Source organism: Ciceribacter sp. L1K23, assembly GCF_018122705.1.
Classification (GTDB): Bacteria; Pseudomonadota; Alphaproteobacteria; order Rhizobiales; family Rhizobiaceae; genus Allorhizobium.
In genome coordinates this window covers 3001431-3022328 of record NZ_JAGRRC010000001.1, presented here as the reverse complement: position 1 = coordinate 3022328, position 20898 = coordinate 3001431, and the positions used below count along the sequence as shown (strand labels likewise).

Sequence of the window (20898 nt, the reverse complement as noted above, 5' to 3'; positions counted from 1 at the left end):
GCGACTCTCGTCCTCAGGGATCGCATGCTGACAGTCGGGCTGGACCAGCGACCGGGCGATCCTGTCGCCTTCAACGACCTCGGCACGGTCACGATCTCGGATCGTATCGGCCGGGTGCCGCGTCGCATCACCTTTGCCAACGGGTCGCTGTTCGAGACCGACGACAACGATGCGATCGATCGCCTGTTGCGGGGTCGCCGCGCAAATCGCACCGGCTGGATCCACGAAATGGAGCGATTTCATCCACGCCTGATCGTGGTGGTCCTGGCTGTCGTGCTGCTTGCCGGCGCAATCTACCGCTATGCCATCCCGGCCATGGTGGAGGTTGCGGTCCTCGTCACCCCACCGGCCGCCACACGGGCGCTCGCCGCCGGAACGCTGCAATCGCTCGACCAGGCTGTGTTCGAGGAAAGCGAGCTTCCCGAGGCTCGGCAGAAGGAGATCGATACGGCGTTTCGCGCGCTTGCCAGTCACGCGGAGCGCGGCCCGGATGGCTATTCGCTGAATTTCCGCAAGGGCGGACCGATCGGTCCCAACGCCTTCGCCCTGCCGGACGGCACCATCGTGCTGACCGACGAGCTGGTCGAACTGGCCGACAAGGATACCGACGCGATCCTCGGCGTGCTGGCCCACGAGATCGGCCATGTCGACAAGGAGCATTCGCTGCGCCAGCTCTATCGGGCAGCCGGAACGGCCGGCCTTATCATGCTGGTCGCTGGCGATATCGGCTCGGCGGGGGAAGAAATCCTTACCAATGGCGCGGCGCTGCTAACGCTGTCCTATTCCCGCTCGGCCGAAAGCGAGGCGGATCAGGTTTCCGTCACCCTGATGCGCAAGGCCGGCCGCGATCCGGCGGCGATAGGCAGGTTTTTCGCGCTGATCGAGGAGAAGTTCAAGCTTGAGGACGACGAGACCTCGTTCCTCTCCACCCATCCGGGACTCGGCGAGCGCCGCGAGCAGATCGACAGGCTGATCGAAGAGAGCAAATGAAAACGGGCGGCTTGGGAAAAGCCGCCCGCCGATTCTCACGATGTTGTGCCGAGGCTTACATCGACGGGCCTTCGTTGAGGCCGACCTTGTCGACGAGCTCGGACGCGATCTTGCGGTTCGCCGCGATGTCGGCGAGCGGAAGTGCGTCAGGCTTGATCTCGCCGAAGGCCTTGACGATGTCAGAGGGTTCGGCGCCGGGCATGACCGGGTATTCGAACACCTGCTCGGCATAGATCGTCTGGGCCTCGCCGGACGACAGGAATTCCATCAGCTTGACGGCATTGTCCTTGTTCGGGGCATTCTTGGCGAGCGCCATGCCGGAGATGTTGACGTGGGTGCCGCGGTCGGCGGTGTTCGGGAACAGGATCTTGATGGCGTTCGCCCACTCCTTCTGTTCCGGTTCCTTTTCGTTGGTCTGCATCAGGCCAACATAATAAGTGTTGCCGAGCGCCAGGTCGCATTCACCGGCCATGATCGACTTCGCCTGGCTGCGATCGTTGCCATCGGGCTTGCGGGCAAGGTTTTCCTTGAAGCCTTTCAACCAGGTTTCGGTGTATTCGGCACCGTGATGGGCAACCATCGAGGCAAACAGGCCGATGTTGTAGGAGTGCTGGCCGTCGCGAATGCAGATCTTGCCCTTCCACTTGGGATCGGCGAGTTCCTCGTAGGTGATCGTGTCCAGCGAGACGCGATCCTTGGAGGCGTAGACGACGCGCCCACGCGTCGTCAGGCCGAACCAGTCGCCGTCGGGGTCGCGATACTGCGCCGGGATATCCTTGTTGACAGTTTCGTTCTGCAGCGGCTGGGTAACGCCGCCTTCCTTTGCCTCGACCAGACGCGCGATGTCGACGGTCAGGATGACGTCCGCCGGAGAGTTGGCACCCTCGGCATTGATTCGTTCGACCAGGCCCTTGTCGAGGAAAAGGACGTTGGTCGTGATGCCGGTTTCCTTGGTGAAGGCATCAAGCAAAGGCTGGATCAGCTCGGGCTGGCGATACGAGTAGATGTTTACTTCGCCGTCCGCCCAAGCCGCCCCGGCGCCCATAACGGTTGTCGCGGAAAAAACGGCAGCCGCGCGCAACATGTTGATCCGGGTCATTGATTTCATCTCCCTCACTACCCATCGTTATAGTTGAGTTGGATATTCATGAATTGGCATGTAGTGTCAACGTGCGGTCCCGAATCATCACAGACACGTGAACTGTTAACTTGAGTATTTTGGAATTGTTCAAAACTGCGAAGAGCGTTATATAAGGGTTGAAACCCATCGAGGAGTGACGCATGCGTTTGACGAAACAGACAAATTATGCCGTGCGCATGCTGATGTACTGCGCTGCCAACAAGGACCAGCTGAGCCGTATTCCCGAGATCGCGAAGGCCTATGGCGTGTCTGAACTGTTCCTTTTCAAGATTTTGCAGCCGCTCAACAAGGCCGGCCTGATCGAGACTGTGCGAGGCCGCAATGGCGGTGTGCGCCTCGGTCGCGCAGCTGACAAGATCACCCTGTTCGATGTCGTGCGTGTCACGGAAGACAGCTTCGCAATGGCGGAATGCTTCGAGGATGACGGTGATGTCGACTGTCCCCTGATCGACAGCTGCGGCCTGAACGCCGCGCTGCGCAAAGCGCTGAACGCCTTTTTCGACGTCCTTACACAGTACACGATCGACGACCTCGTGAAGGCGCGCCCGTCGATCAACATGCTGCTCGGCATCGACGATCTCGCACCGCGCCGCACGGTTGCAGCGCCGGCCGCCTGATAACGGCAGCCATCTGACAAAGCCCCGTCGCCGGAGAAGGCGGCGGGGTTTTTTGTTGCCTGTTTGACAGAAAAAGTCAGTCGGCCAGCGGCGCTTACCCCTTGAGCGGCAGGACTCTCCGCCGTACGCTTACGTAAAAGGAAGATTGTGACGGGTGCCGGGAGACACCGCGTCCATCTTCCCGTCGGGTCTCGGGGAGGATGCCTGGCATGTTTGACTATGTCATCGTCGGCGGCGGTTCGGCGGGCTCGGTTCTGGCGGCGCGACTGAGCGAGGATCCTGATGTCCGGGTCTGCCTGCTGGAGGCAGGTGGCGACGGTCGGAACATTTTTATCCGGATCCCGTCCGGCGCGGCGGCGATCGTGCCGGGCCATATTAGGTCCGCCAACTGGGCATTTGAAACCGTTCCACAGGCAGGGCTCGGCGGGCGCAAGGGTTTCCAACCACGTGGACGCGGCCTCGGCGGCTCCAGCAACATCAATGCCATGCTCTATGTGCGCGGCCATCCCGGCGACTACGACGACTGGGCGGCGGCAGGTTGCGCGGGCTGGTCCTACGCAGATGTGCTGCCGTGGTTCCTGAAGGCCGAGGACAACAGCCGCGGACCGAGCGACCTCCATGGCGTCGGGGGACCGTTGCAGGTCTGCGATCCGGACTGGGCACGTCCGGTCAACGAAGCCTTCCTTCGCGCAGCCGAAAGCAGGGGCGTACGCCGCAACGACGACTTCAACGGCCTCGACCAGGAGGGCGCCGGCTTCTTTCAGGTCACCCAGTTCTGGCACGGAGACCGCAAGGGCGAGCGATGCAGCGCCGCGGCCGCCTATCTGCACGGCCGCGAAAAGCCGAACCTGACGATCATGACGGGAGCCCATGCGACCCGAATCCTGTTCGAGCGCGGTCGCGCCACCGGTGTCGCCATACGCCAGTCGGGCAAGGAACTCGTCGTGCGGGCCGAGCGGGAGGTTCTCCTGTGCTCCGGTGCGCTACAGTCCCCGCAATTGCTGATGCTCTCCGGCATAGGCCCCGCCGACGAGTTGCGACGACACGAGATCGATGTCGTCGCGGATAGCGGAGGCGTCGGCGCCAACCTCCAGGACCATCTCGACTACACCTTCATTTATCGCTCCAACGACCGGGACATGATCGGGCTCGGCCTGTCCGGCCTCTCGGATATCATTCGCTCGGCGAGGGAATGGCGCCGCGAGGGCATCGGGCATCTCCGCTCGACCTTTGCCGAATCCGGGGCGTTCGTGAAGACCGATCCGGCGCTGGCCCGACCGGACGTGCAACTGCATTTCGTGGTCGCGATGGTGGAGGATCACGCCCGCAAGCTCCGTCTCGGTTACGGCTATTCCTGCCACATGTGCCTGCTGCGGCCTCAATCGCGCGGCAGGGTCTCGTTACAAAATGCCGATCCTTTCCGGCCGCCGCTGATCGATCCTGCCTATCTCTCCGCTCCCGAGGATATGGCTGGCATGGTAGCCGGCGCGAAGATCACGCGCGCGATCATGGAAAGCGGCCATTTCTCGTCCTATCGTCGGCGTAACCTGCATCCTCTCGCCGATGGCTCCGATGCCACATTGGCTGCGGCGATCCGTGCGCGCGCCGATACGATCTACCATCCCGTCGGCACCTGCCGCATGGGCGTGGACGGAGGCGCTGTCATCGATCCCGACCTGAGGGTGCGCGGCGTGGATGGTCTTCGCGTCATCGATGCTTCCATCATGCCGATGCTGATCGGCGGCAACACCAATGCAACTGTCATTATGATGGCGGAAAAGATTGCCGCCGCCATGCGGGCCGCCTGACATGGCGGTGTGATTGGAGCGCGCCAGATCAGTCGTTGACAGGCGCGGTCGCATCTGGTCAGGCATGCCGCGTATCGATCAGCGGAGACAGGGCATGCAACGTGCAATCATCGTCATGGGCGTCAGCGGCTGCGGCAAGTCCTCGGTGGGGGACCTGCTTGCGAGGCGGCTGAAGCTCGCCTTCGTGGAGGGCGACAGCCTGCATCCGGCCGCCAATGTGGAGAAGATGGCGAAGGGCATCCCGCTCACCGACGAGGACCGCGGGCCCTGGCTGGAGACGATCGGCGCGCTGATGGCGGACAAGCTCGCGAAGGGCGAGGGGATCGTCGTCTCGTGCTCGGCCCTGAAAAAGGTCTATCGCGACCGCTTGCGCAATGCGGTTGGCGGGAACCTCGCTTTCGTCTACCTGTCCGGCTCCTACGAACTCCTGAAGGACCGCATGGGCGCCCGCACCGGCCATTTCATGCCGCTTTCGCTTCTCGATTCCCAGCTGGCGACGCTGGAAGTGCCGACCGGTGAGCCGGGCGTGGTGACTGTCGATATCGACCAGAGCGTCGAAGGGATCGTCGACGAGGCGATGCGGGGGCTTTGAGGCCGGCCCGCGTCGCGTCACGGCATTAACAGATACCGTCCATCGACATTAGCGGCCTGTAAAGCTCCGGCCGGCGATCGCGGAACAGGCCCCAGGCAGCGCGCTGCTTCGCGATCCCGTCGAGGTCGAAGGTTGCCGTCAGCACGCTCTCGGTCACCCGGTCGGCCTCCGCGACTTTCTCGCCCGTCTGGCCGGCGATGAAGGACGAGCCGTAGAAGGTGAGTTCGGTACCCTTGCGGCCGGCCTCGACGCCGATGCGGTTGGAGGCGATCACCGGCACGATATTGGCGGCCGCATGACCCTGCATCACGCGCTGCCAATGCGCGGCGCTGTCGATGGTCGGGTCCTGCGGCTCCGAGCCTATTGCTGTGGGGTAAAACAGGAGTTCGGCGCCCTTCAGCGCCATGGCGCGCGCGGCCTCCGGAAACCACTGGTCCCAGCAGATGCCGACGCCGATCGTCGCATGCTTCGTCTTCCAGACGCGGAAGCCTGTATCGCCCGGCGAGAAATAGTATTTCTCCGTATAGCCGGGACCATCCGGGATATGGCTCTTACGGTAGTTGCCGAGCACCGTGCCGTCGGCATCGACGATCGCCACGCTGTTGAAGAAGGCTGACCCTGCCTTCTCGAAATAGCTGATGGGCAGAACCACGCCGAGTTCGGCAGCGACTTTCGAGAAATGTGCGACGAGCGGATTGCCCTCGAACGGCTTTGCCATGTCGAAGAACTCGCTGATCTGGTCCTGGCAGAAATACGGCGCCTCGAACAGCTCCTGGATCAGCACGATTTGGGCGCCGTCGGCGGCGGCCTTGCGGATCAGGTTTTCGGCCCGGGCGATATTGCCTGGAATGTCCCAGGTGCAGGCCATCTGGGTGGCGGCGACGGTGACGTGACGCATGGTGGTCTCCTCAGATGCCGAGCTTGTCGCGCATGCCGTACCACCAGGCGCCGAGCACGGTCAGCGGCACGCGGAAGGTCTTGCCGCCGGGGAAGGGGTAGGCGGTGAGCGAAGACCAGACGTCGAAGCGCGAGGCATGGCCGTTGACGGCTTCGCCGAGGATCTTGCCGAGCAGGTGCGTCGTGGTGACACCGTGGCCGGAATCGCCATGCGAGAAATAGACATTGTCGGCCAGCTTGCCCATGTGCGGGATGCGCGTCAGCGTCAGCGCGAAATTGCCGCTCCAGGCGAAATCGATCTTCACGTCCTTCAATTGCGGGAAGGTTTTCAGCATGTTCGGCCGGATCACGCCCGTCAGGTTGGCCGGGTCCTGTCCGCCATAACCGATGCCGCCGCCATAAAGGAGGCGGTTGTCGGCGGTGCGGCGATAATAGTCGAGCACGTAGTTGGCGTCCTCGACGCAGTAGTTCGCCGGCAAGAGTTCCTCGATCAGCGCCTTGTCGAGCGGCTCCGTCGCCATCACCTGGCTGGAGACGGGCATCATCTTGTCGGTGATCTTCGGCAACATCGAGCCGAGATAGGCATTGCCGCAGACCAGCACGTATTTCGCTGTAACCTGGCCCCCTGAGGTCTTCACCACCGGATTGGCACCCATCTTCAGGTCGATCACGCGGCTGTTTTCGAAGATCTTGCCGCCGAGGCTTTCGACCGCGGCAGCCTCGCCCAGCACCAGGTTGAGCGGCTGGATGTGGCCGCCGAGCCGGTCGATCATGCCGCCGGCATAGCGGTCGGCCTTCACGTATTTGCCGACATCGGCCTTCGACACCATTTCGAGACCGGTATGGCCGTGCTTTTCCCAGTGAGCCTTCACATGCGCCATTTCGCGGATCTGCTTGTCGGTGAAGGCCGCGAAGAAGCCGCCGTCGACGAGATCGCACTGGATGCCATATTTCGCGACCCGCTCGCGGATGATCGCGCCGCCTTCCAGCGACATTTTGCCGAGCGCATTCGCCTTGTCCTGGCCGTAGCGTTTGGCGATCGTTTCCAGGTCACGGCTGTATCCGTTGACGATCTGCCCGCCATTGCGCCCTGAGGCGCCAAAGCCGATGCGTTCGCCTTCCAGCACGATCACCTTGAAGCCGGTCTCGGCGAGCTGAAGGGCCGCGGAAATGCCTGTGAAGCCGGCGCCGATGATGCAGACGTCGGCGTCATGCTCGCCCTGGAGTGTTTCGCGCACGCGCTTGTCGTTGGCGGAAAAGGCGTACCAGGTATTGGCGTGGCCGGGATTGGTGGGCGAGGTCGTGTTCTGGCTCATGATCATACCGTCCGGATATAGGCGTCGTATTCGACATCAGTGACGCGCAGCGAGAATTCGGAGATTTCCTGATGCTTGCAGGCCGTATAGAGGCTGCGGAATTTCGGCCCGAGCGCCGCATAGGCAAAGCTCGACTTGCCGAAGCGCTGGATTGCATAGTCCCAGTTGGTGGGCAGCGGCTCGTGATTGATGGCGTGATCGTCGCCGGTGATCGCCCCGCCCGGCGCCAGTCGCTCGCGCAGGCCGGCAAGCGCCGCCGACAGGATCATCGCCACCACCAGATAGGGATTGGTATCGGCCCCGGCGACGCGGTGCTCGATGCGGGTGGCGGGCTTGGAAGCGGTGATGACGCGCACGGCGGCGGATCGGTTGTCGAAACCCCATGAGGCATAAGTCGGCGCGTGCTCGGAGGGGCGCAGGCGACGGTAGGAGTTCTGGTGCGGGGCGAAAATCGCCATGCTCTCGCCCATGTTCTCCAGAAGCCCGCCGACCGCATGCATCAGCTTCTCGGTCGGTCCGTCCTCGCCGATGAAGATATTCTTGCCATTCTCGTCAAGGATCGAGAAATGCACATGCATGCCGCTGCCGGCCTGGGTGCCGTAGGGCTTGGCCATGAAGGTGGCGTCGAGATCCTTAGCGCGGGCCACGCCCTTGACGATGCGCTTGAGCAGTACCGCGTAATCGGCGGCGGCGAGCGCGTCCGGCACATGGTTGAGATTGATTTCGTACTGGCCGGGACCGTTTTCCCGCAGGGTCGTGTCCGCGGGTACGTTCTGGGCGCGAGCGGCGGTCGAGATGCCGTGGAACACCTCCTCGAAATCCTGGAGTTCGGAGATCGACAGAACCTGCGTCTGGCCGGTGTGCCACCGACCGTCGCGCGTATTCGGCGGACGCACCGGATCGAGCGCGGAGCGCACCGGGTCGATCAAGTAGAATTCGAGTTCGGTCGCCACGACGGGCGTCAGCTTCATCGCCTTGAAGCGCTCCAGCACATTGGCGAGCACCTGGCGCGGATCGGCGTAGAACGGCTGGTCCTCCACCTTCATCTGCAGCAGGACCTGTGCGGTCGGACGTTCGAGCCAGGTCACGCGCGACAGCGTGCCGGGTACCGGAAAGCAGATACCGTCCGGATCGCCCGTTCCTTCGGCAAGACCGGCGGCGTTCACGTCGCGGCCCCAAACGTCGAGCGCGTAGACCGAGCGCGGCATCGCCATGCCCTTGGTCAGCACGTCGAGCGCGCGTTCCCGGGGAATCCACTTCCCGCGCGGCACGCCGTTGACGTCGATGACGAAGGCTTCCAGCACTTCGATATCGGGATTGGCTTCGAAAAAGGCTTTGGCTTGGCTTTCAATGTCCATGAGGCACCGGCAGTGGTTTCGACGATCTGATCCTCGCACGGCCGACGCCATGCGCAAACGTGGAAACGGGCGACGCTAACGGTCGCCGACATCCGCGTCGTAGGTCAGAAAACGAACCATGCCTTCGCCTCTACACTCTCCGGCCGGGCGCAACTCACGCTGCGAAAGGACCCAGGGTCCGGCCCGGCTACTCCACCTTCCGATGGAAAATTGGTCATATGACTAAAAATCGTCGTAACACGAAATGGCCGCATTTGCCAGCCCGCGGCCATGTTGGTGTTACCATTGCAGCAGTTCGCTAGGCCTTGAACCGCTCCGGCCGCCAGGCGCTCATGTCGAGGAAGGGCTTTTCGCCCGTCATCGCCTCGGCGATCAGGCGTCCGGTCACAGGCCCTAGCGTCAGGCCGTGGTGAGCGTGTCCGAACGCGAACCAGAGGCCGTCGTGGCGGGGTGCCTTGCCGATGATCGGCATCATGTCCGGAGTGCACGGGCGGGCGCCCATCCAGGGTTCGTCGTCCAGCCGATCGCCGAGCGGGAAGATGGTGCGGGCCACCTTTTCGGCCCGTTCCAGCTGCACGGGCGATTTCGGCGCGTCGCGATCGGCGAATTCGGCGCCTGTTGTCAGCCGGATGCCCTTTTCCATCGGCGCGAGGAAATAGCCGCGCTCCTTGTCCATGGTCCAGTTGTTGAGCACGGCATTGCCGGAGGCCGCGTAGTGCATGTGGTAGCCGCGCTTGACGCCGACGATGAAGCTGTAGCCGAGCTTCCGCGTCACGTCCTCGGACCAGGGCCCGAGCGCCAGCACGACGTCCTTCGCCTCGACAATGCCGTCGGCGGTGCTGACCTGCCAGCCCTTGCGGTTCGCCGACAAGGTGGTGGCGTCCCCGTTGACGAACTTGCCGCCGAGGCTTTCGAAATAGGCGAGATAGGCCATGGTCAGCGCGTGCGGATTGGTCACCGACCAGGGGTCATTCCATTTCAGAGCGCCGACGAATTCGTCGGTCAGGTGCGGCTCGACGCGGGCGAGATCCTCGGCCGTCAGCACCGTGAAGCTGATGCCGGCGACCTTGCCGAGACGTTCGGCCTCGGCGACTTCCGTGTCCATGGCGGCCTTCGTCCGAAACGCCTCCATCCAGCCGTCCTTGCGGATCAGGTTGTCCGCCTTGGCGGCCTTTATCAGGTCCGCATGTTCCGAGATCGAGTTCTCGATCAGCGGGGTATAGGCGTTGGCGATCGCCTTGTGCCGGACATTGTTGGAATGCCACCAGTAGCGCGACAGGAACGGCACGAGCTTCGGGATGGCGCTGGCGTGATAATGCGCGTCGATCCGGTTGTTGAGGCCGTAGCGCACGAGCATGCCGACCTCCTGCGGGAAGCCGTAGGGCACGATGCCCTCGCGCTGGATCAGGCCTGCATTGCCGAACGAGGTTTCCTCGCCGGCTCCGCGCCTGTCGACGAGAACCACCGAGCGACCCCGGCGCGCGAGGTGGATTGCGGTGGAAACGCCGATGATTCCGGCGCCGAGGACGAGCGTATCTGCAGACATGATTTTAGATTTCCATGCGAAATGTGACGCTACGCAAGATGCTATCGCCAATGATGCGGCGCAAACGAAAAAATGCCGCAAGTCACGGAAATCACGCGCGGCGTTGCAAAAATGCGGGAGACCTCACCCCTGGATGGGTGGAGCGCCGTGGGCGATGAACGACGGATTGCCGAAAGCCCGCTCCGGCGCCTGATCGCGCTTGCCGTAGCGGAGCGCTTCACCATCGAGGCCTAGCGTTCTTCCCCCGGCAGCGCGCAATATTGCATCGCCGGCGGCGGTGTCCCATTCCATCGTCGGCGAGAAGCGGGGATAGATGTCGGCCCGCGCCTCGGCGACAAGACAAAACTTCAGCGACGAGCCGACGGCGCAATATTCCGTCACGCCGGCCGCAACGAGATAGGCGTCGGTTTCCGCATTGCCGTGGGAGCGGCTAGCGACCGCGACGGGCGGAGCTACTGCGGGCCGTGCCCGGATCGGTTCGCGTGTCGCGATCGAACAGTCGCCGCCGATCGTCAGCTTTTCGGCGTGACCGTTTTCCCCGAGATAGGCGACGCCCTTTGCCGGCGCGACGACGACGCCGGCAATTGGTACGCCGTTTTCGATAAGTGCGATGTTGACGGTGAAGTCCGCGCGTCCGTCAATGAATTCACGGGTACCGTCGAGCGGGTCGACGAGAATGAAGCGGCCGCCAGAAATGTCCGGCACACAGCCTGCCGCGACGGCTTCTTCCGCGACGACGGGGATGCTGGGATGGTGCACGGCCAGCCTATCGAGAATGAGCGTCTCGGCACGACGATCGGCCTCCGTGACGGGGCTGCAATCCGCCTTCAACTCGACTTCGGGGCCGGTTTTGCGGACCGAAAGTATGATCCGGCTCGCCTCGAGCGCTGCCTGCAGAAACGACTCCACCATCACCAGTTTACGGACTCCCCTCCGTATCGTTTGTATTGCTCAAAGCCTTAGCATCGACCGTCGCCCCTTGTCGCCTCGCTTTTTGAGGTGGCCGCGTCTCGCCGCCGGGTCAGTCCGGAACAAAGCCTCTCAGGCCGGGTTTGCCAAACAAGGACATTTTCCCGAACCGGAAGGAAAGATGATGATCGATTATCTCTGGCTCCTCGCCGTTGCCGGTGGACCGTTGCTTCTCGCGGGCGCCTTCATCTACGCCATTCTCCGCCAGCGCAGGCTGACCACGAAAGAGCGGGCCGACCAGGTGGACGCGGAAGACAAGCTCTACGGCCGCAAGGACCCGTAAAGGAGCGGCGGCATCAGCACATCGTCAGCCAGGCGACCCCGACAAAGCAGAAGGTGGAGATGACGGCCGCCAGATTGGCGAGGTTGACGATGCGGGCGAGAAGTCCTGTCTCGCCCGCTGGCCGAAGCCGCAGCCGGATCACCAGCAGCGTGCCGATCGTCGCTATCAAGCTCACCAGCAATAGGACCCGCAGCAGCGAAATCCCGCCAAAGTCGACGGTGTGCCAGCCGAGATGGCATCCGGTGGCCTGCAAGCCGTAGAGGAAGAGGAAGGCGGCGGACCAGACGACAAAGCCTGCAAGAAGGGCGATGAACGGATTTCGCGTCACGGACTTGCTCCCACAGCCGGCAGCGCCTGAAGAATGAATGGAAAGGCAAGCGCGATGAGGCCCGCGAGGGCGGTGAAATCATGCCAGAGCCTGCCCAGTCGCAGATCGAGGCTTCGTTTCGGCGAGACGAAGCCGGTTTGAAGCCGCCATAGCCCGTAGAGGCCGTAGACCATCCCCATCAGCGTATGAAGGGCGGCGTGCGTCCAGACCGCCAGGATGCTGGCCGGCGAGGCATGCCGGCTGGCAAGATCCGAGATATCCGCCACCATGAACACCAGAATGGAAAGGGCGCCGGCCTGGCAGAGGGCGGTCAGCCAGAGTTGCACCGCGGCTCTCGGACCGGCCGAACTCGCCGCGCGGCCGAACAGGCTGGCGCCGATGAGGAGAAGGCCTGCCATGCCTGACAGGAGAAGGTTTGGCTCCACCATCTCGCGGGCATCCCAGTTCGGCGCCGATAGCCAGAGGAAGAAGGCGCCGAACAGCAGCGAGATATAGAGCGTCGCATCCGCCGCGAGCGTGAAGGTCAGCGCCCAGAATGCTGGCGGCTTCTCCGTCTGGACATGCGAAGGAAGCGCGACACCTTGACCGATATCGAGATCGTTCTCATCCTCTCGGAGACCGGTTGTTCGGGTCCACAGGAGAAAGAGGCCGATGACAAGAAGCATGGCGAGCGGCGCCATCCAGTAGAGCTTCAATAGAAAGAGTGCGAAAAATGTGCCGGTCGCGACCGCCGTGACGAGTGGCAACCAGGTCTGCGGGGGAAGGATGATCAACTGGTCCGGCTTCCCGGTGACCATATCGACCCCGAGTATCTCCATGCGCTCGCGACGGACGAAACCCAGATAACCTTCTCCCGCCGCGAGCTTCGGCCCAAGGCTGTCAGGGTCGAGGCGATCGGCACGCGCGGTGATCTCTGGCAGCGAGGCAAAGGCGTAGGCGGTTGCGGGCGTCGGGGCCGCCCATTCAAGTGTGCTGGCTTTCCAGGGATTGCGTCGGAACGGTTTTCCGAACAGCGCGAGCAACAGCAGATCGAGCGCGACCAGCGCAAAGCCGATCGACATTACGAAACTGCCCATCGATGAAATGAAGTTGAGCGTTTCCCAGCCGGCATTGGCCGGATAGGTATAGATGCGCCTCGGCATGCCCAACAGCCCCGTCAGGTGCATGGCGAAGAAGGTCGTGTTGAAGCCGATGAAGATCATTGCGAAGGCGGCGTGAGACAGGTGCTGCACGGACTGTCGGCCGAAGATGTGCGGCATCCAGTAATAGGCTGCCGCGAGCATCGGAAAGACGAAACCGCCGACCAGAACGTAGTGCAGGTGGGCGACGACGAAGTGGGTGTCATGCGCCTGCCAGTCGAACGGCACCATGGCCAGCATCACGCCGGTGAGCCCGCCGAGCACGAAGACGAAGAAAAAGCCGAAGACATGCAGCATCGGGATCGACCATCGCGGGCGACCATGTGCCAGCGTCGCGAGCCAGGCGAAGATCTGGATGCCGGTCGGGATCGCCACCAGACCGCTGGCGGCCGAGAAGAAGGAGAGCGCCACGTGCGGGATGCCGACTGTGTACATGTGGTGCACCCAGAGGCCGAACGAGAGGAAGCCCATGGCGAGGATGGCGGCGACGACGATCTCGTAGCCTTCCAGCGGACGCCGGGCGAGGGTCGGGATAATCGTTGAGAGAGCGCCCGCCGCCGGCAGGAAGATGATGTAGACCTCCGGGTGGCCGAATAGCCAGAACAGATGCTGCCAGAGAAGCGGATCGCCGCCACGCGTCGGATCGAAGAAGGGCAGGCCGAAGGCACGCTCGGCCTCCAGCAGAATGGAACCGAGGATCAGCGGCGGAAAGCCGATCAGCATCATGCCGGCGACAACAAGCATGTACCAGGCAAAGATTGGCATGCGGGTGAGCGACATGCCCGGTGCCCGAAGCTTCAGGATCGACACTAGGATTTCGATCGCCGCCGACAGCGCGGAGATTTCGACGAAGGTGATCCCAAGCAGCCAGACATCGGCATTGACGCCGGGGGAAAACACGCGCGACGATAGCGGCGTGTACATGAACCATCCGCCATCGGGCGCGATGCCGGCGATGAGCGCGATGATGAGGAAGGTTCCGCCGAACAGATAGCACCAGTAGCCATAGGCGGACATGCGCGGGAAGGCGAGGTCGCGGGTTCCCAGCATTTTCGGCAGCAGATACATCGCCAGCCCCTCGAAGAACGGAATGGCGAAGAGAAACATCATCACCACGCCATGCATGGTGAAGACCTGCGCATAGGCGGCGGCGTCGAGGAAGGCGCTGTCCGTGGTGGCGAGCTGGGTGCGGATCAGCATCGCCAGTACCCCGCCAATGGCGAAGAAGACGAGCGCCGTCAGCATGAACCGCTTGCCGACGACCGTGTGGTTGACCGCCTTGAATTGGCCGAAGCCGGGGGGCGTGCCCCAGATCGCCGTGAGTTCGCGGTGTAGGCGAATGGCCTTGCTGCCTCGTGCGGGTGTCAACGTGCCTCTCCCTGTCTGAGGGCGTCGAGAATGCCCGCGAAGTCTTCCGCCTCATGCGCCTGAACCTCGAAGCGCATGCCCTCGTGTCCCGTGCCGCAATATTCCGCGCAGATGCCGCCATAACGTCCGGCCCTGTCGGCCAGCAGCCGGACCTTGGCGGCGTGGCCCGGAATGGCGTCGATCTTGCCGCCGAGGCGCGGCACCCAGAAGCTGTGGATCACGTCGTCGCTGGTGGCGGTCACCTCGACCACTTGGCCGACGGGAATGTGTAGCACACCCGGGCTGGAGATGACGTCGCCAGCATCGGCGTATCGAAACTCCCATTGCCACCGTTGCCCGTGCGCTTCCACCCGGAGCATGGCGCTGTCGTCCTCGCCCTTCAGAAGGTATTCGCCCTGGATCAGGCCATGGAAGATCAGCGCGACGAGCACGGTGAGTGGCAGCACGAACCCACCGGCCCAGATCCAGGAAGATGGCGAGAAGCGGGAGCCGGTTCCACGCCGGCGCATGACGATCAGGAAGAGGCTGAGGACGAGCACGAAAATCACGGTGGCGCCCGCAAACATGAGCCACCAGAGCCGCGCGATCGCGCCAGCGAACGGTCCGGCAGGATCGAGCGCTGACAGGTCACCCGTACATCCCGCAAGCATGGGCAAGAGGCTGAACGCTACCACCCGATGGAACTGGAAGCACCCACCGCGGATTACGGTGGGAAAAGGAGACCGCAGATGGAAGAAACCGAAGACAAAGGCAATCCTGTCATAGAGCAGCTTGAAGAAAAGGATGTCTCTTCCTTCGTCGCGGTCGGAGGGCACCCGCTGCATGCGATGAGCGTGCATTTCCCCATCGCCTTCGTCTTCGCAACGTTCGGCATCGATATTCTCTATTGGTGGACCGGAGATCCCTTCTGGCTGCGCGTTACTGTTTGGAGCACCGGCGCTGCTTTCCTGTTCGGCGTCGCGGCGGGGGTGGTCGGGACGGTCGAACTGCTCGCGGTTCCCGGCATCCGCGCACGCGCCGCAAGCTGGGCCCACGCGATCGCCGCCATGACCCTGATCTCGGCGATGGGCATGAACTGGGGCATTCGGCTGGTCGACCCGGCGGTCGTTCTGCCGCACGGGCTTCTTCTGTCGTGCCTTACCTGCGTCCTCGCGGGCATTGCCGGCTGGCATGGGGGCAAGCTGATCTTCGATCACGGAGTCGGCCTCATGGTGTCGGCCAAGGACTGATGCGGTCGTAGAGCCGCTTCAGTCCGCCGGGTTCAAAAAGGTCGGCAGGCAGCGAAGTCGCGATATGAGGCTTTGCCAATACGATGAACAGAATGGCGAGAACGACCGCGCAACTGATCGCCGTGGCCATGACAAACCGCCAGACCGGATAGACCTCTCCCTCCCGAAAGAGACGGATGACCACTAACCCCGTCATAACGTGGATGATAGCGAGTATGGCAACGAACCCCAGCTTGGCGGAAAACCAGGGTTCGAACGTCTCGCGCAGGAAGATGAGCGCGGTGCCGCTCATGATGGCGAGAAAGGCCGCGGGCGAGATGATCGCGACGAAGGCGAAGCGCACCAGCGTCTGCAGCCGGTAGAGGTCGTTGCCGCTTTTGACATGCGCACGCTGCACATAGAGCCCCGGCAGGCTGATGATGCCCGCCGCCCAGATCGAGATGGCTGCGATGTGCACGAACTTCACGATGCCGATCATGGGGTGCTATTACCCTCCGCCTCGTCCTGGAGAAGCGTGCGCAGTCGCATAAGTGCCACGATCAGATAGGGCAGGGCCGCAGGTACCCACATGAACACGCCGGCCAGTTGCTGGTCCTGCAGCGGGGTGAGGCCGAAAGCGACCGTCGTCATAAAATGGGCTTCGTAGAGCGGCCCGCGCGAAAAGGTCAGCAATGCGGCGAGCATGCCCATCTGCAGAACGCTGCCGAGAAGCAGCGTGAGTGCTGTGCCGGCATGGCAACTCGGCGACAGGATGATGGCCCAAACCCAAAGCGCCGAACCAAGAAGGCTCCCCTGCATCAGCCAGTAGGCGGGATCGGAGGAGAGCGCGAAGGCATAGGCAACTGGCGAATGCCAGAACCAGAACAACAGCGTATGGATCGCCAGAACCAGGCCGGGTGACAACATGCGCGGAACGGCCAGGGTTTTCGAGGGAAGTGCGGCGGCGAGAAACGGTGCCGCACCCGCGACCAGAAGAACGTGATGGAGGACGCGAGCGGAAAACAGCGCCGAGGCGAGCGCGCAGAGCGGTGAGACGAACGCTGCGAACAGCAGGAGCCACCCGGTCATACCCGAAAGAATAGCGGTTCTTCCGTTCGAACGCCTCAGAATAACGACCGCAAGAAGTCCTAGCGCCAGCAACACCGGTGGATCGAAATTCCACCGCCACAACCATGTCGACGGGTCCGGTGCCGGACCGCAATAGGGATCTGTGATCGGGGTGGGCGGCATCACGTCTCCCGCGCCGTCTGGATCAGTCTCATGGTCGCCCCTTCCTGACTGCCTCGCAGCGAAATCGATGGGAGACGATTTTGTTCCCCAAAAAATGGAGAACGATGATTTTCGCCGGATTGACAGTTTAAATATATCCATTATTCTGGATATATGGATGAGAAAACCACTATTGACGCGCTGTCCGCCCTCGCCCAGCCGACGAGGCTGCAGACATTCAGGCTTCTGGTTTCGCACGAACCGAATGGAGTGCCGGCGGGCGAACTGGCCCGACTGATCGGGGTGCCGCAGAACACCATGTCGGCGCATCTCGCGACGCTGTCCCAAGCCGGCCTTGTCGCGGGAGAGCGGCAGGGCCGCTCGATCCTCTACCGTGTCGACCTCGACCGGTTCCGCACCGTCGCTCTTTATCTGCTCAAGGACTGCTGCGGCGGCAATGCCAGCCTCTGTCAGCCGCTCATCGACGATCTCACCTGCTGCACTCCGTCCCTTCAATCGCCCAGAGCCAACTGAGAGGCCCGCCATGTCCGAAAAGACCTGCAATGCGAATGGCGGTTGACTGAAATGGCCGATCTGTCCCGCCGTCTGGCAGCCGAGGCCCTCGGCACCGCCATGCTTGTCGCAACCGTCGTCGGTTCGGGCATCATGGCGGACCGGCTCTCCGACGACGTCGCCGTCTCCCTGCTCGGAAACACCATCCCGACTGGCGCGATCCTCTTCGTGCTGATCACGATCCTGGGGCCGATCTCTGGTGCCCATTTCAACCCCGTGGTCACCATGGTCTTTGCCTTGCGCAAGGAACTGGAGAGGCTCGCCGTCCTGCCTTACATGCTCGTGCAGATCTTCGGCGGGATTGCCGGCACGCTCGTGGCCCACGCCATGTTCGACTTGCCCGTCTTTCAGGTCGCGGAAACGGTTCGGTCAGGCGCGTCCCAATGGACGGCGGAAATGGTCGCGACGTTCGGACTCCTACTGACCATCCTGGGCGGGTTGCGCTTCCGGACGGAGGCCATCCCAATGCTGGTCGGGCTCTATATAACCGCCGCCTACTGGTTCACCGCCTCGACCTCCTTTGCCAATCCGGCCGTGGCGATCGCCCGCAGCCTGACCGACACCTTCGCCGGCATCCGCCCGATCGACCTTACAGGCTTCATCCTCGCGCAAATCGCCGGCGCGCTGGTCGCCGCTGCCGCCGCCGGCTGGCTCTTCGCCGAGAACCGCAACGAAATCCCTCCGATCGTACCCGAAGGAACGGAACGTCCATGAACGTCACCATCTACCACAACCCCGCCTGCGGTACCTCGCGCAACACGCTGGACCTCATTCGCCATGCCGGCATCGGGCCTGTCGTGATCGAATATCTGAAGACGCCGCCGAGCCGCGAGACGCTGGTGAAGATGATTGCGGACGCCGGCCTGACCGTGCGCCAGGCGATCCGGGAAAAGGGCACGCCCTATGCCGAACTCGGCCTCGATGATCCGGCCTTGACCGATGATCAGCTTATCGAGGCCATGCTGGCCAATCCGATCCTGATCAACCGCCCCTTCGTCGTCACCCCGATGGGAACGCGGCTGTCGAGGCCCTCGGAAGTGGTGCTCGACATCCTGCCCGCCGATGCCTTTAAGGGGCCGTTCGTGAAGGAGGACGGCGAGGCGGTGCTGGACGCGGAGGGCAAGCGCATTGTCTGATCTCCCGGCGGCCGATGCCGCGCATCTTCGCAAGCCCGACCTGACACTGCTTCGTCCCGTCTTCTCCACGCATGCGCCCCGTATCCTGATCCTCTACGGCTCGCTGCGGCAGGTCTCCTACAGCCGTCTTCTGGCGGAGGAGTCCGGGCGATTGCTGGAGCATTTCGGCGCGGAGGTCCGGTTCTTCAATCCGTCGGGCCTGCCGCTTCCCGACGATGCGCCGGCCAGCCATCCGAAGGTCGCGGAGCTGCGCGAACTGTCGGAATGGTCGGAAGGGCAGGTCTGGGTCAGCCCGGAACGCCACGGAGCGATCACCGGCATCATGAAGGCGCAGATCGACTGGATCCCGCTGTCGATCGGGGCTATCCGCCCGACCCAGGGCAAGACGCTCGCGGTTATGCAGGTCTCCGGTGGGTCCCAGAGCTTCAATGCCGTGAATGCGATGCGCCTTCTCGGTCGCTGGATGCGGATGATCACGATTCCCAACCAGAGCAGTGTCGCCAAGGCCTTTCAGGAATTCGACGGAAACGGACGGATGAAACCGTCGTCCTATTATGACCGCGTCGTCGATGTCTGCGAGGAACTTGTGAAGTTCACCCTGCTGACGCGGGACTGCTCCGCCTACCTGACCGACCGCTACAGCGAACGGAAGGAAGAGGCCGCAAAACTCGAAGCCCGGGTGAATCTGAAGGAGTCGACATGACGGCGCGCTATTTCGATGTTGGTAGAAATAGCGATTGACGCCCGCTGCGCGTGTGGCTACGTTATTTCCATGAACGTGGAAAGAGCTGCATCCCAACTGGAAGCCCTGGGCAATACATCCCGCCTGAAGATCTATAGGGCGCTGGTGAGGGCTGGCCATGGCGGACTTCCGGTCGGGCAGTTGCAGGAGCGTGTCGGCATCCCGGCCTCCACTCTCTCGCATCATCTGAAGCGGTTGGTGGAAGCGGGGCTCGCCTCCCAGGAACGGCAGGCGACGACCCTCGTCTGCCGTGCGGACTATGAAAGCATGCAGGGCCTGATCGGCTTTCTCTCGGACGAGTGCTGTATCGAGGAAGGCTGTGGGAGGCTATGAAGGATAATCGAGTGTTCGCTGGTCCATTCCAGGTGCCCATTGTGGCGCCCCCCCGCCCTGACGGCTCGCCAAACGATGTCTGATGCTGTCAATCGCAAACTGCCCTTGTGGGCGCTGGCCGGACTGGGGGCAACCCAGGTCATCGGTTACGGCACACTCTATTATTGCTTCAGCATTCTCGTGCCCGCTGTCGCACGCGATTTCGCGACTTCGGAGCAGTGGGTGTTCGGCGCGTTTTCGCTGGCCCTGCTGATTGGCGCCTTCGCCGCGCCAACTGCCGGTCGCCTTGCGGACCGATGGGGGGCAGGGCGCCTGATGGCGTTCGGCTCGATAGGCTCGGCGCTCGGCCTTTTCCTGCTGGCGTCGGCGCCGGAACGCATAAGTTTCGCGGTCATCCTCGCTGCCGTCGAGATTGTCTCCACCGGCGTGCTTTATTCGACGGCATTCACCGCGATCGTCCAGGCCGGCGAGCCGACGGCGCGGACCTCCATTGTGCACCTCACCTTGATCGCCGGCTTTGCCTCCTCGTTGTTCTGGCCGCTCACGAGCTGGCTTCACGGCATGATGTCCTGGCGGGAGATCCTGTTCGCCTATGGCGCTCTGCACGTCATTGTCTGCCTGCCGGTACACCTCGCCCTGTCGCGATTGACGACAGGGGCTGTCATAGCCGATCGGCAGGCGCCGCCGGTGGAGTCCGATACGGCGACGTCGCACGGCGGATCGCTGCTCTTCACCCTCATGCTGCTCGGGTTTGCGATCGAGGGTTATGCGCTCTCGGCCATTCTCGTCCATATGGTGCCGTTGACCCAGGCGCTCGGTCTTGGCGCGGCCGGCCTCGTGGTCGCCTCGCTGTTCGGGCCGGCGCAGGTGGCCAGCCGCTTCGTCAATCTGATCTTCGGCAAGGGGCTGTCGCAGGCCTGGCTCGCGGTGATCGCGTCCATCCTGATGCCGCTGGGGCTGGTGATCCTGTTGTCGACCACGCCCTGGTTTGCTGGCGCGGTTCTTTTCGCGATCTGCATGGGGCTCGGCTCCGGCCTCAACAGCATCGTTGCCGGCACGCTGCCGCTCGAGCTGTTCGGTCGGAAGGGGTATGGCAGCCGGCTCGGCTGGTCCACGGCCGCCAAGCAGGTGATGTCGGCGGTGGCGCCGCTCGGAATGTCGATCTCCATGGCCGGCCTTGGAGTCGAACATTCGCTGTGGGTCGTCGTGGCGACCGGACTTGCGGGCGCCATGGCGTTCGTCGGCATTCTCATTGTGACGCAGCGCCGACGCCTGCGGATGGCGGTGGATGCGTTAGGCTAGACGGTGCCGTGGAAGCGTAATC

Annotated in this window: 23 protein-coding genes; 12 read left to right on the top strand and 11 right to left on the bottom strand. The window is 63.0% G+C overall.

Annotation, left to right across the window (positions count from 1 at the left end):
* The first annotated feature begins 24 nt into the window (after positions 1-24).
* Positions 25-990 (top strand): M48 family metallopeptidase, encoded by a 966-nt coding sequence (locus tag J5J10_RS14605; protein WP_249116750.1) that lies wholly within the window; start codon positions 25-27, stop codon positions 988-990.
* Positions 991-1045: 55 nt separating this feature from the next.
* Here J5J10_RS14605 and J5J10_RS14600 read toward each other — a convergent pair whose 3' ends face one another.
* Complete coding sequence (locus J5J10_RS14600) at positions 1046-2074, bottom strand: Fe(3+) ABC transporter substrate-binding protein (protein WP_249116921.1); 1029 nt, start codon at positions 2072-2074, stop codon at positions 1046-1048.
* Between the two features lie 197 nt (positions 2075-2271).
* Here J5J10_RS14600 and rirA point away from each other — a divergent pair, with 197 nt between their 5' ends.
* From rirA to J5J10_RS14585, 3 genes are all read left to right on the top strand, one after another.
* Complete coding sequence (gene rirA, locus J5J10_RS14595; RefSeq protein ID WP_208548434.1) at positions 2272-2748, top strand: iron-responsive transcriptional regulator RirA; 477 nt, start codon at positions 2272-2274, stop codon at positions 2746-2748.
* Between the two features lie 209 nt (positions 2749-2957).
* Positions 2958-4556, top strand: a complete 1599-nt coding sequence (locus J5J10_RS14590; RefSeq protein WP_211930433.1) for a GMC family oxidoreductase N-terminal domain-containing protein — start codon at positions 2958-2960, stop codon at positions 4554-4556.
* 94 nt (positions 4557-4650) lie between these two features.
* The gene (locus J5J10_RS14585) at positions 4651-5148 is read left to right on the top strand and encodes a gluconokinase (RefSeq protein WP_249116749.1); all 498 of its coding nucleotides are present in this window, start codon (positions 4651-4653) and stop codon (positions 5146-5148) included.
* Between the two features lie 25 nt (positions 5149-5173).
* On the opposite strand, the gene aguB is transcribed toward J5J10_RS14585, so the two are convergent.
* From aguB to cysQ, 5 genes are all read right to left on the bottom strand, one after another.
* Entirely contained in the window at positions 5174-6046 is an 873-nt protein-coding gene (gene aguB, locus J5J10_RS14580) for an N-carbamoylputrescine amidase (RefSeq protein WP_211930431.1), read from the bottom strand.
* A gap of 10 nt (positions 6047-6056) precedes the next feature.
* Positions 6057-7361 (bottom strand): FAD-binding oxidoreductase, encoded by a 1305-nt coding sequence (locus J5J10_RS14575; RefSeq protein WP_211930430.1) that lies wholly within the window; start codon positions 7359-7361, stop codon positions 6057-6059.
* Positions 7362-7363: 2 nt separating this feature from the next.
* Positions 7364-8719 carry a glutamine synthetase family protein gene (locus J5J10_RS14570; RefSeq protein WP_211930429.1) on the bottom strand — a complete coding sequence of 452 codons (1356 nt, stop codon included), beginning with the start codon at positions 8717-8719 and terminating at the stop codon, positions 7364-7366.
* 298 nt (positions 8720-9017) lie between these two features.
* Positions 9018-10265: an FAD-binding oxidoreductase gene (locus J5J10_RS14565; protein WP_211930428.1), complete on the bottom strand. Its 1248-nt coding sequence runs from the start codon at positions 10263-10265 to the stop codon at positions 9018-9020.
* Positions 10266-10388: 123 nt separating this feature from the next.
* A complete protein-coding gene (cysQ, locus tag J5J10_RS14560) occupies positions 10389-11177 on the bottom strand; it encodes a 3'(2'),5'-bisphosphate nucleotidase CysQ (RefSeq protein WP_211930427.1) in 789 nt (262 codons plus the stop codon).
* A 181-nt stretch (positions 11178-11358) separates the two neighbouring features.
* Here cysQ and J5J10_RS14555 point away from each other — a divergent pair, with 181 nt between their 5' ends.
* Positions 11359-11517 (top strand): hypothetical protein, encoded by a 159-nt coding sequence (locus tag J5J10_RS14555; RefSeq protein WP_211930426.1) that lies wholly within the window; start codon positions 11359-11361, stop codon positions 11515-11517.
* Between the two features lie 13 nt (positions 11518-11530).
* Here J5J10_RS14555 and J5J10_RS14550 read toward each other — a convergent pair whose 3' ends face one another.
* The 3 genes from J5J10_RS14550 to coxB are packed head-to-tail and all read right to left on the bottom strand — an operon-like array spanning position 11531 to position 15002.
* Complete coding sequence (locus tag J5J10_RS14550; RefSeq protein WP_211930425.1) at positions 11531-11845, bottom strand: hypothetical protein; 315 nt, start codon at positions 11843-11845, stop codon at positions 11531-11533.
* Positions 11842-14352: a cytochrome c oxidase subunit I gene (gene ctaD / locus J5J10_RS14545; RefSeq protein ID WP_211930424.1), complete on the bottom strand. Its 2511-nt coding sequence runs from the start codon at positions 14350-14352 to the stop codon at positions 11842-11844. The genes J5J10_RS14550 and ctaD overlap by 4 nt, the downstream gene beginning before the upstream one ends.
* A complete protein-coding gene (coxB, locus tag J5J10_RS14540) occupies positions 14349-15002 on the bottom strand; it encodes a cytochrome c oxidase subunit II (RefSeq protein WP_211930423.1) in 654 nt (217 codons plus the stop codon). The genes ctaD and coxB overlap by 4 nt, the downstream gene beginning before the upstream one ends.
* A gap of 78 nt (positions 15003-15080) precedes the next feature.
* On the opposite strand from coxB, the gene J5J10_RS14535 reads away from it, so the two are divergent.
* Complete coding sequence (locus J5J10_RS14535; RefSeq protein ID WP_211930422.1) at positions 15081-15581, top strand: DUF2231 domain-containing protein; 501 nt, start codon at positions 15081-15083, stop codon at positions 15579-15581.
* Here the strand turns inward: J5J10_RS14535 and J5J10_RS14530 are convergent.
* Positions 15559-16059, bottom strand: coding sequence for a CopD family protein (locus J5J10_RS14530; RefSeq protein ID WP_211930421.1), 501 nt, complete (start codon positions 16057-16059; stop codon positions 15559-15561). The two genes, J5J10_RS14535 and J5J10_RS14530, sit on opposite strands and share 23 nt — an antisense overlap.
* Positions 16056-16811: a cytochrome c oxidase assembly protein gene (locus J5J10_RS14525; RefSeq protein ID WP_249116748.1), complete on the bottom strand. Its 756-nt coding sequence runs from the start codon at positions 16809-16811 to the stop codon at positions 16056-16058. Before J5J10_RS14525 ends, J5J10_RS14530 begins: the two co-directional genes overlap by 4 nt.
* 153 nt (positions 16812-16964) lie before the next feature.
* Between J5J10_RS14525 and J5J10_RS14520 the strand changes: the two genes are divergently transcribed.
* From J5J10_RS14520 to arsK, 6 genes are all read left to right on the top strand, one after another.
* On the top strand, positions 16965-17324 hold the full coding sequence (locus J5J10_RS14520; RefSeq protein WP_211930420.1) for a metalloregulator ArsR/SmtB family transcription factor: 360 nt from the start codon (positions 16965-16967) through the stop codon (positions 17322-17324).
* A 51-nt stretch (positions 17325-17375) separates the two neighbouring features.
* Positions 17376-18077 carry an MIP/aquaporin family protein gene (locus J5J10_RS14515; protein ID WP_211930419.1) on the top strand — a complete coding sequence of 234 codons (702 nt, stop codon included), beginning with the start codon at positions 17376-17378 and terminating at the stop codon, positions 18075-18077.
* Positions 18074-18499 carry an arsenate reductase (glutaredoxin) gene (arsC, locus tag J5J10_RS14510; RefSeq protein ID WP_211930418.1) on the top strand — a complete coding sequence of 142 codons (426 nt, stop codon included), beginning with the start codon at positions 18074-18076 and terminating at the stop codon, positions 18497-18499. The genes J5J10_RS14515 and arsC overlap by 4 nt, the downstream gene beginning before the upstream one ends.
* Entirely contained in the window at positions 18492-19202 is a 711-nt protein-coding gene (arsH, locus tag J5J10_RS14505) for an arsenical resistance protein ArsH (RefSeq protein WP_211930417.1), read from the top strand. The genes arsC and arsH overlap by 8 nt, the downstream gene beginning before the upstream one ends.
* Positions 19203-19271: 69 nt before the next feature.
* The gene (locus J5J10_RS14500) at positions 19272-19574 is read left to right on the top strand and encodes a metalloregulator ArsR/SmtB family transcription factor (protein ID WP_211930416.1); all 303 of its coding nucleotides are present in this window, start codon (positions 19272-19274) and stop codon (positions 19572-19574) included.
* A gap of 75 nt (positions 19575-19649) precedes the next feature.
* Positions 19650-20876, top strand: a complete 1227-nt coding sequence (gene arsK / locus J5J10_RS14495) for an arsenite efflux MFS transporter ArsK (RefSeq protein ID WP_211930415.1) — start codon at positions 19650-19652, stop codon at positions 20874-20876.
* Positions 20877-20898 lie beyond the last annotated feature (22 nt).

Coding starts and splice junctions, on each gene's coding strand:
- arsK (WP_211930415.1), top strand. CDS start 19,650: ATGTCTGATGCTGTCAATCGCAAACTGCCCTTGTGGGCGCTGGCCGGA.
- cysQ (WP_211930427.1), bottom strand. CDS start 11,177: ATGGTGGAGTCGTTTCTGCAGGCAGCGCTCGAGGCGAGCCGGATCATA.
- coxB (WP_211930423.1), bottom strand. CDS start 15,002: ATGCTTGCGGGATGTACGGGTGACCTGTCAGCGCTCGATCCTGCCGGA.
- rirA (WP_208548434.1), top strand. CDS start 2,272: ATGCGTTTGACGAAACAGACAAATTATGCCGTGCGCATGCTGATGTAC.
- arsC (WP_211930418.1), top strand. CDS start 18,074: ATGAACGTCACCATCTACCACAACCCCGCCTGCGGTACCTCGCGCAAC.
- J5J10_RS14515 (WP_211930419.1), top strand. CDS start 17,376: ATGGCCGATCTGTCCCGCCGTCTGGCAGCCGAGGCCCTCGGCACCGCC.
- J5J10_RS14570 (WP_211930429.1), bottom strand. CDS start 8,719: ATGGACATTGAAAGCCAAGCCAAAGCCTTTTTCGAAGCCAATCCCGAT.
- J5J10_RS14520 (WP_211930420.1), top strand. CDS start 16,965: ATGGATGAGAAAACCACTATTGACGCGCTGTCCGCCCTCGCCCAGCCG.
- J5J10_RS14590 (WP_211930433.1), top strand. CDS start 2,958: ATGTTTGACTATGTCATCGTCGGCGGCGGTTCGGCGGGCTCGGTTCTG.
- J5J10_RS14525 (WP_249116748.1), bottom strand. CDS start 16,811: ATGCCGCCCACCCCGATCACAGATCCCTATTGCGGTCCGGCACCGGAC.
- J5J10_RS14605 (WP_249116750.1), top strand. CDS start 25: ATGCTGACAGTCGGGCTGGACCAGCGACCGGGCGATCCTGTCGCCTTC.
- J5J10_RS14500 (WP_211930416.1), top strand. CDS start 19,272: ATGAACGTGGAAAGAGCTGCATCCCAACTGGAAGCCCTGGGCAATACA.
- J5J10_RS14575 (WP_211930430.1), bottom strand. CDS start 7,361: ATGAGCCAGAACACGACCTCGCCCACCAATCCCGGCCACGCCAATACC.
- J5J10_RS14535 (WP_211930422.1), top strand. CDS start 15,081: ATGGAAGAAACCGAAGACAAAGGCAATCCTGTCATAGAGCAGCTTGAA.
- J5J10_RS14555 (WP_211930426.1), top strand. CDS start 11,359: ATGATCGATTATCTCTGGCTCCTCGCCGTTGCCGGTGGACCGTTGCTT.
- J5J10_RS14530 (WP_211930421.1), bottom strand. CDS start 16,059: ATGATCGGCATCGTGAAGTTCGTGCACATCGCAGCCATCTCGATCTGG.
- J5J10_RS14600 (WP_249116921.1), bottom strand. CDS start 2,074: ATGTTGCGCGCGGCTGCCGTTTTTTCCGCGACAACCGTTATGGGCGCC.
- J5J10_RS14585 (WP_249116749.1), top strand. CDS start 4,651: ATGCAACGTGCAATCATCGTCATGGGCGTCAGCGGCTGCGGCAAGTCC.
- aguB (WP_211930431.1), bottom strand. CDS start 6,046: ATGCGTCACGTCACCGTCGCCGCCACCCAGATGGCCTGCACCTGGGAC.
- J5J10_RS14565 (WP_211930428.1), bottom strand. CDS start 10,265: ATGTCTGCAGATACGCTCGTCCTCGGCGCCGGAATCATCGGCGTTTCC.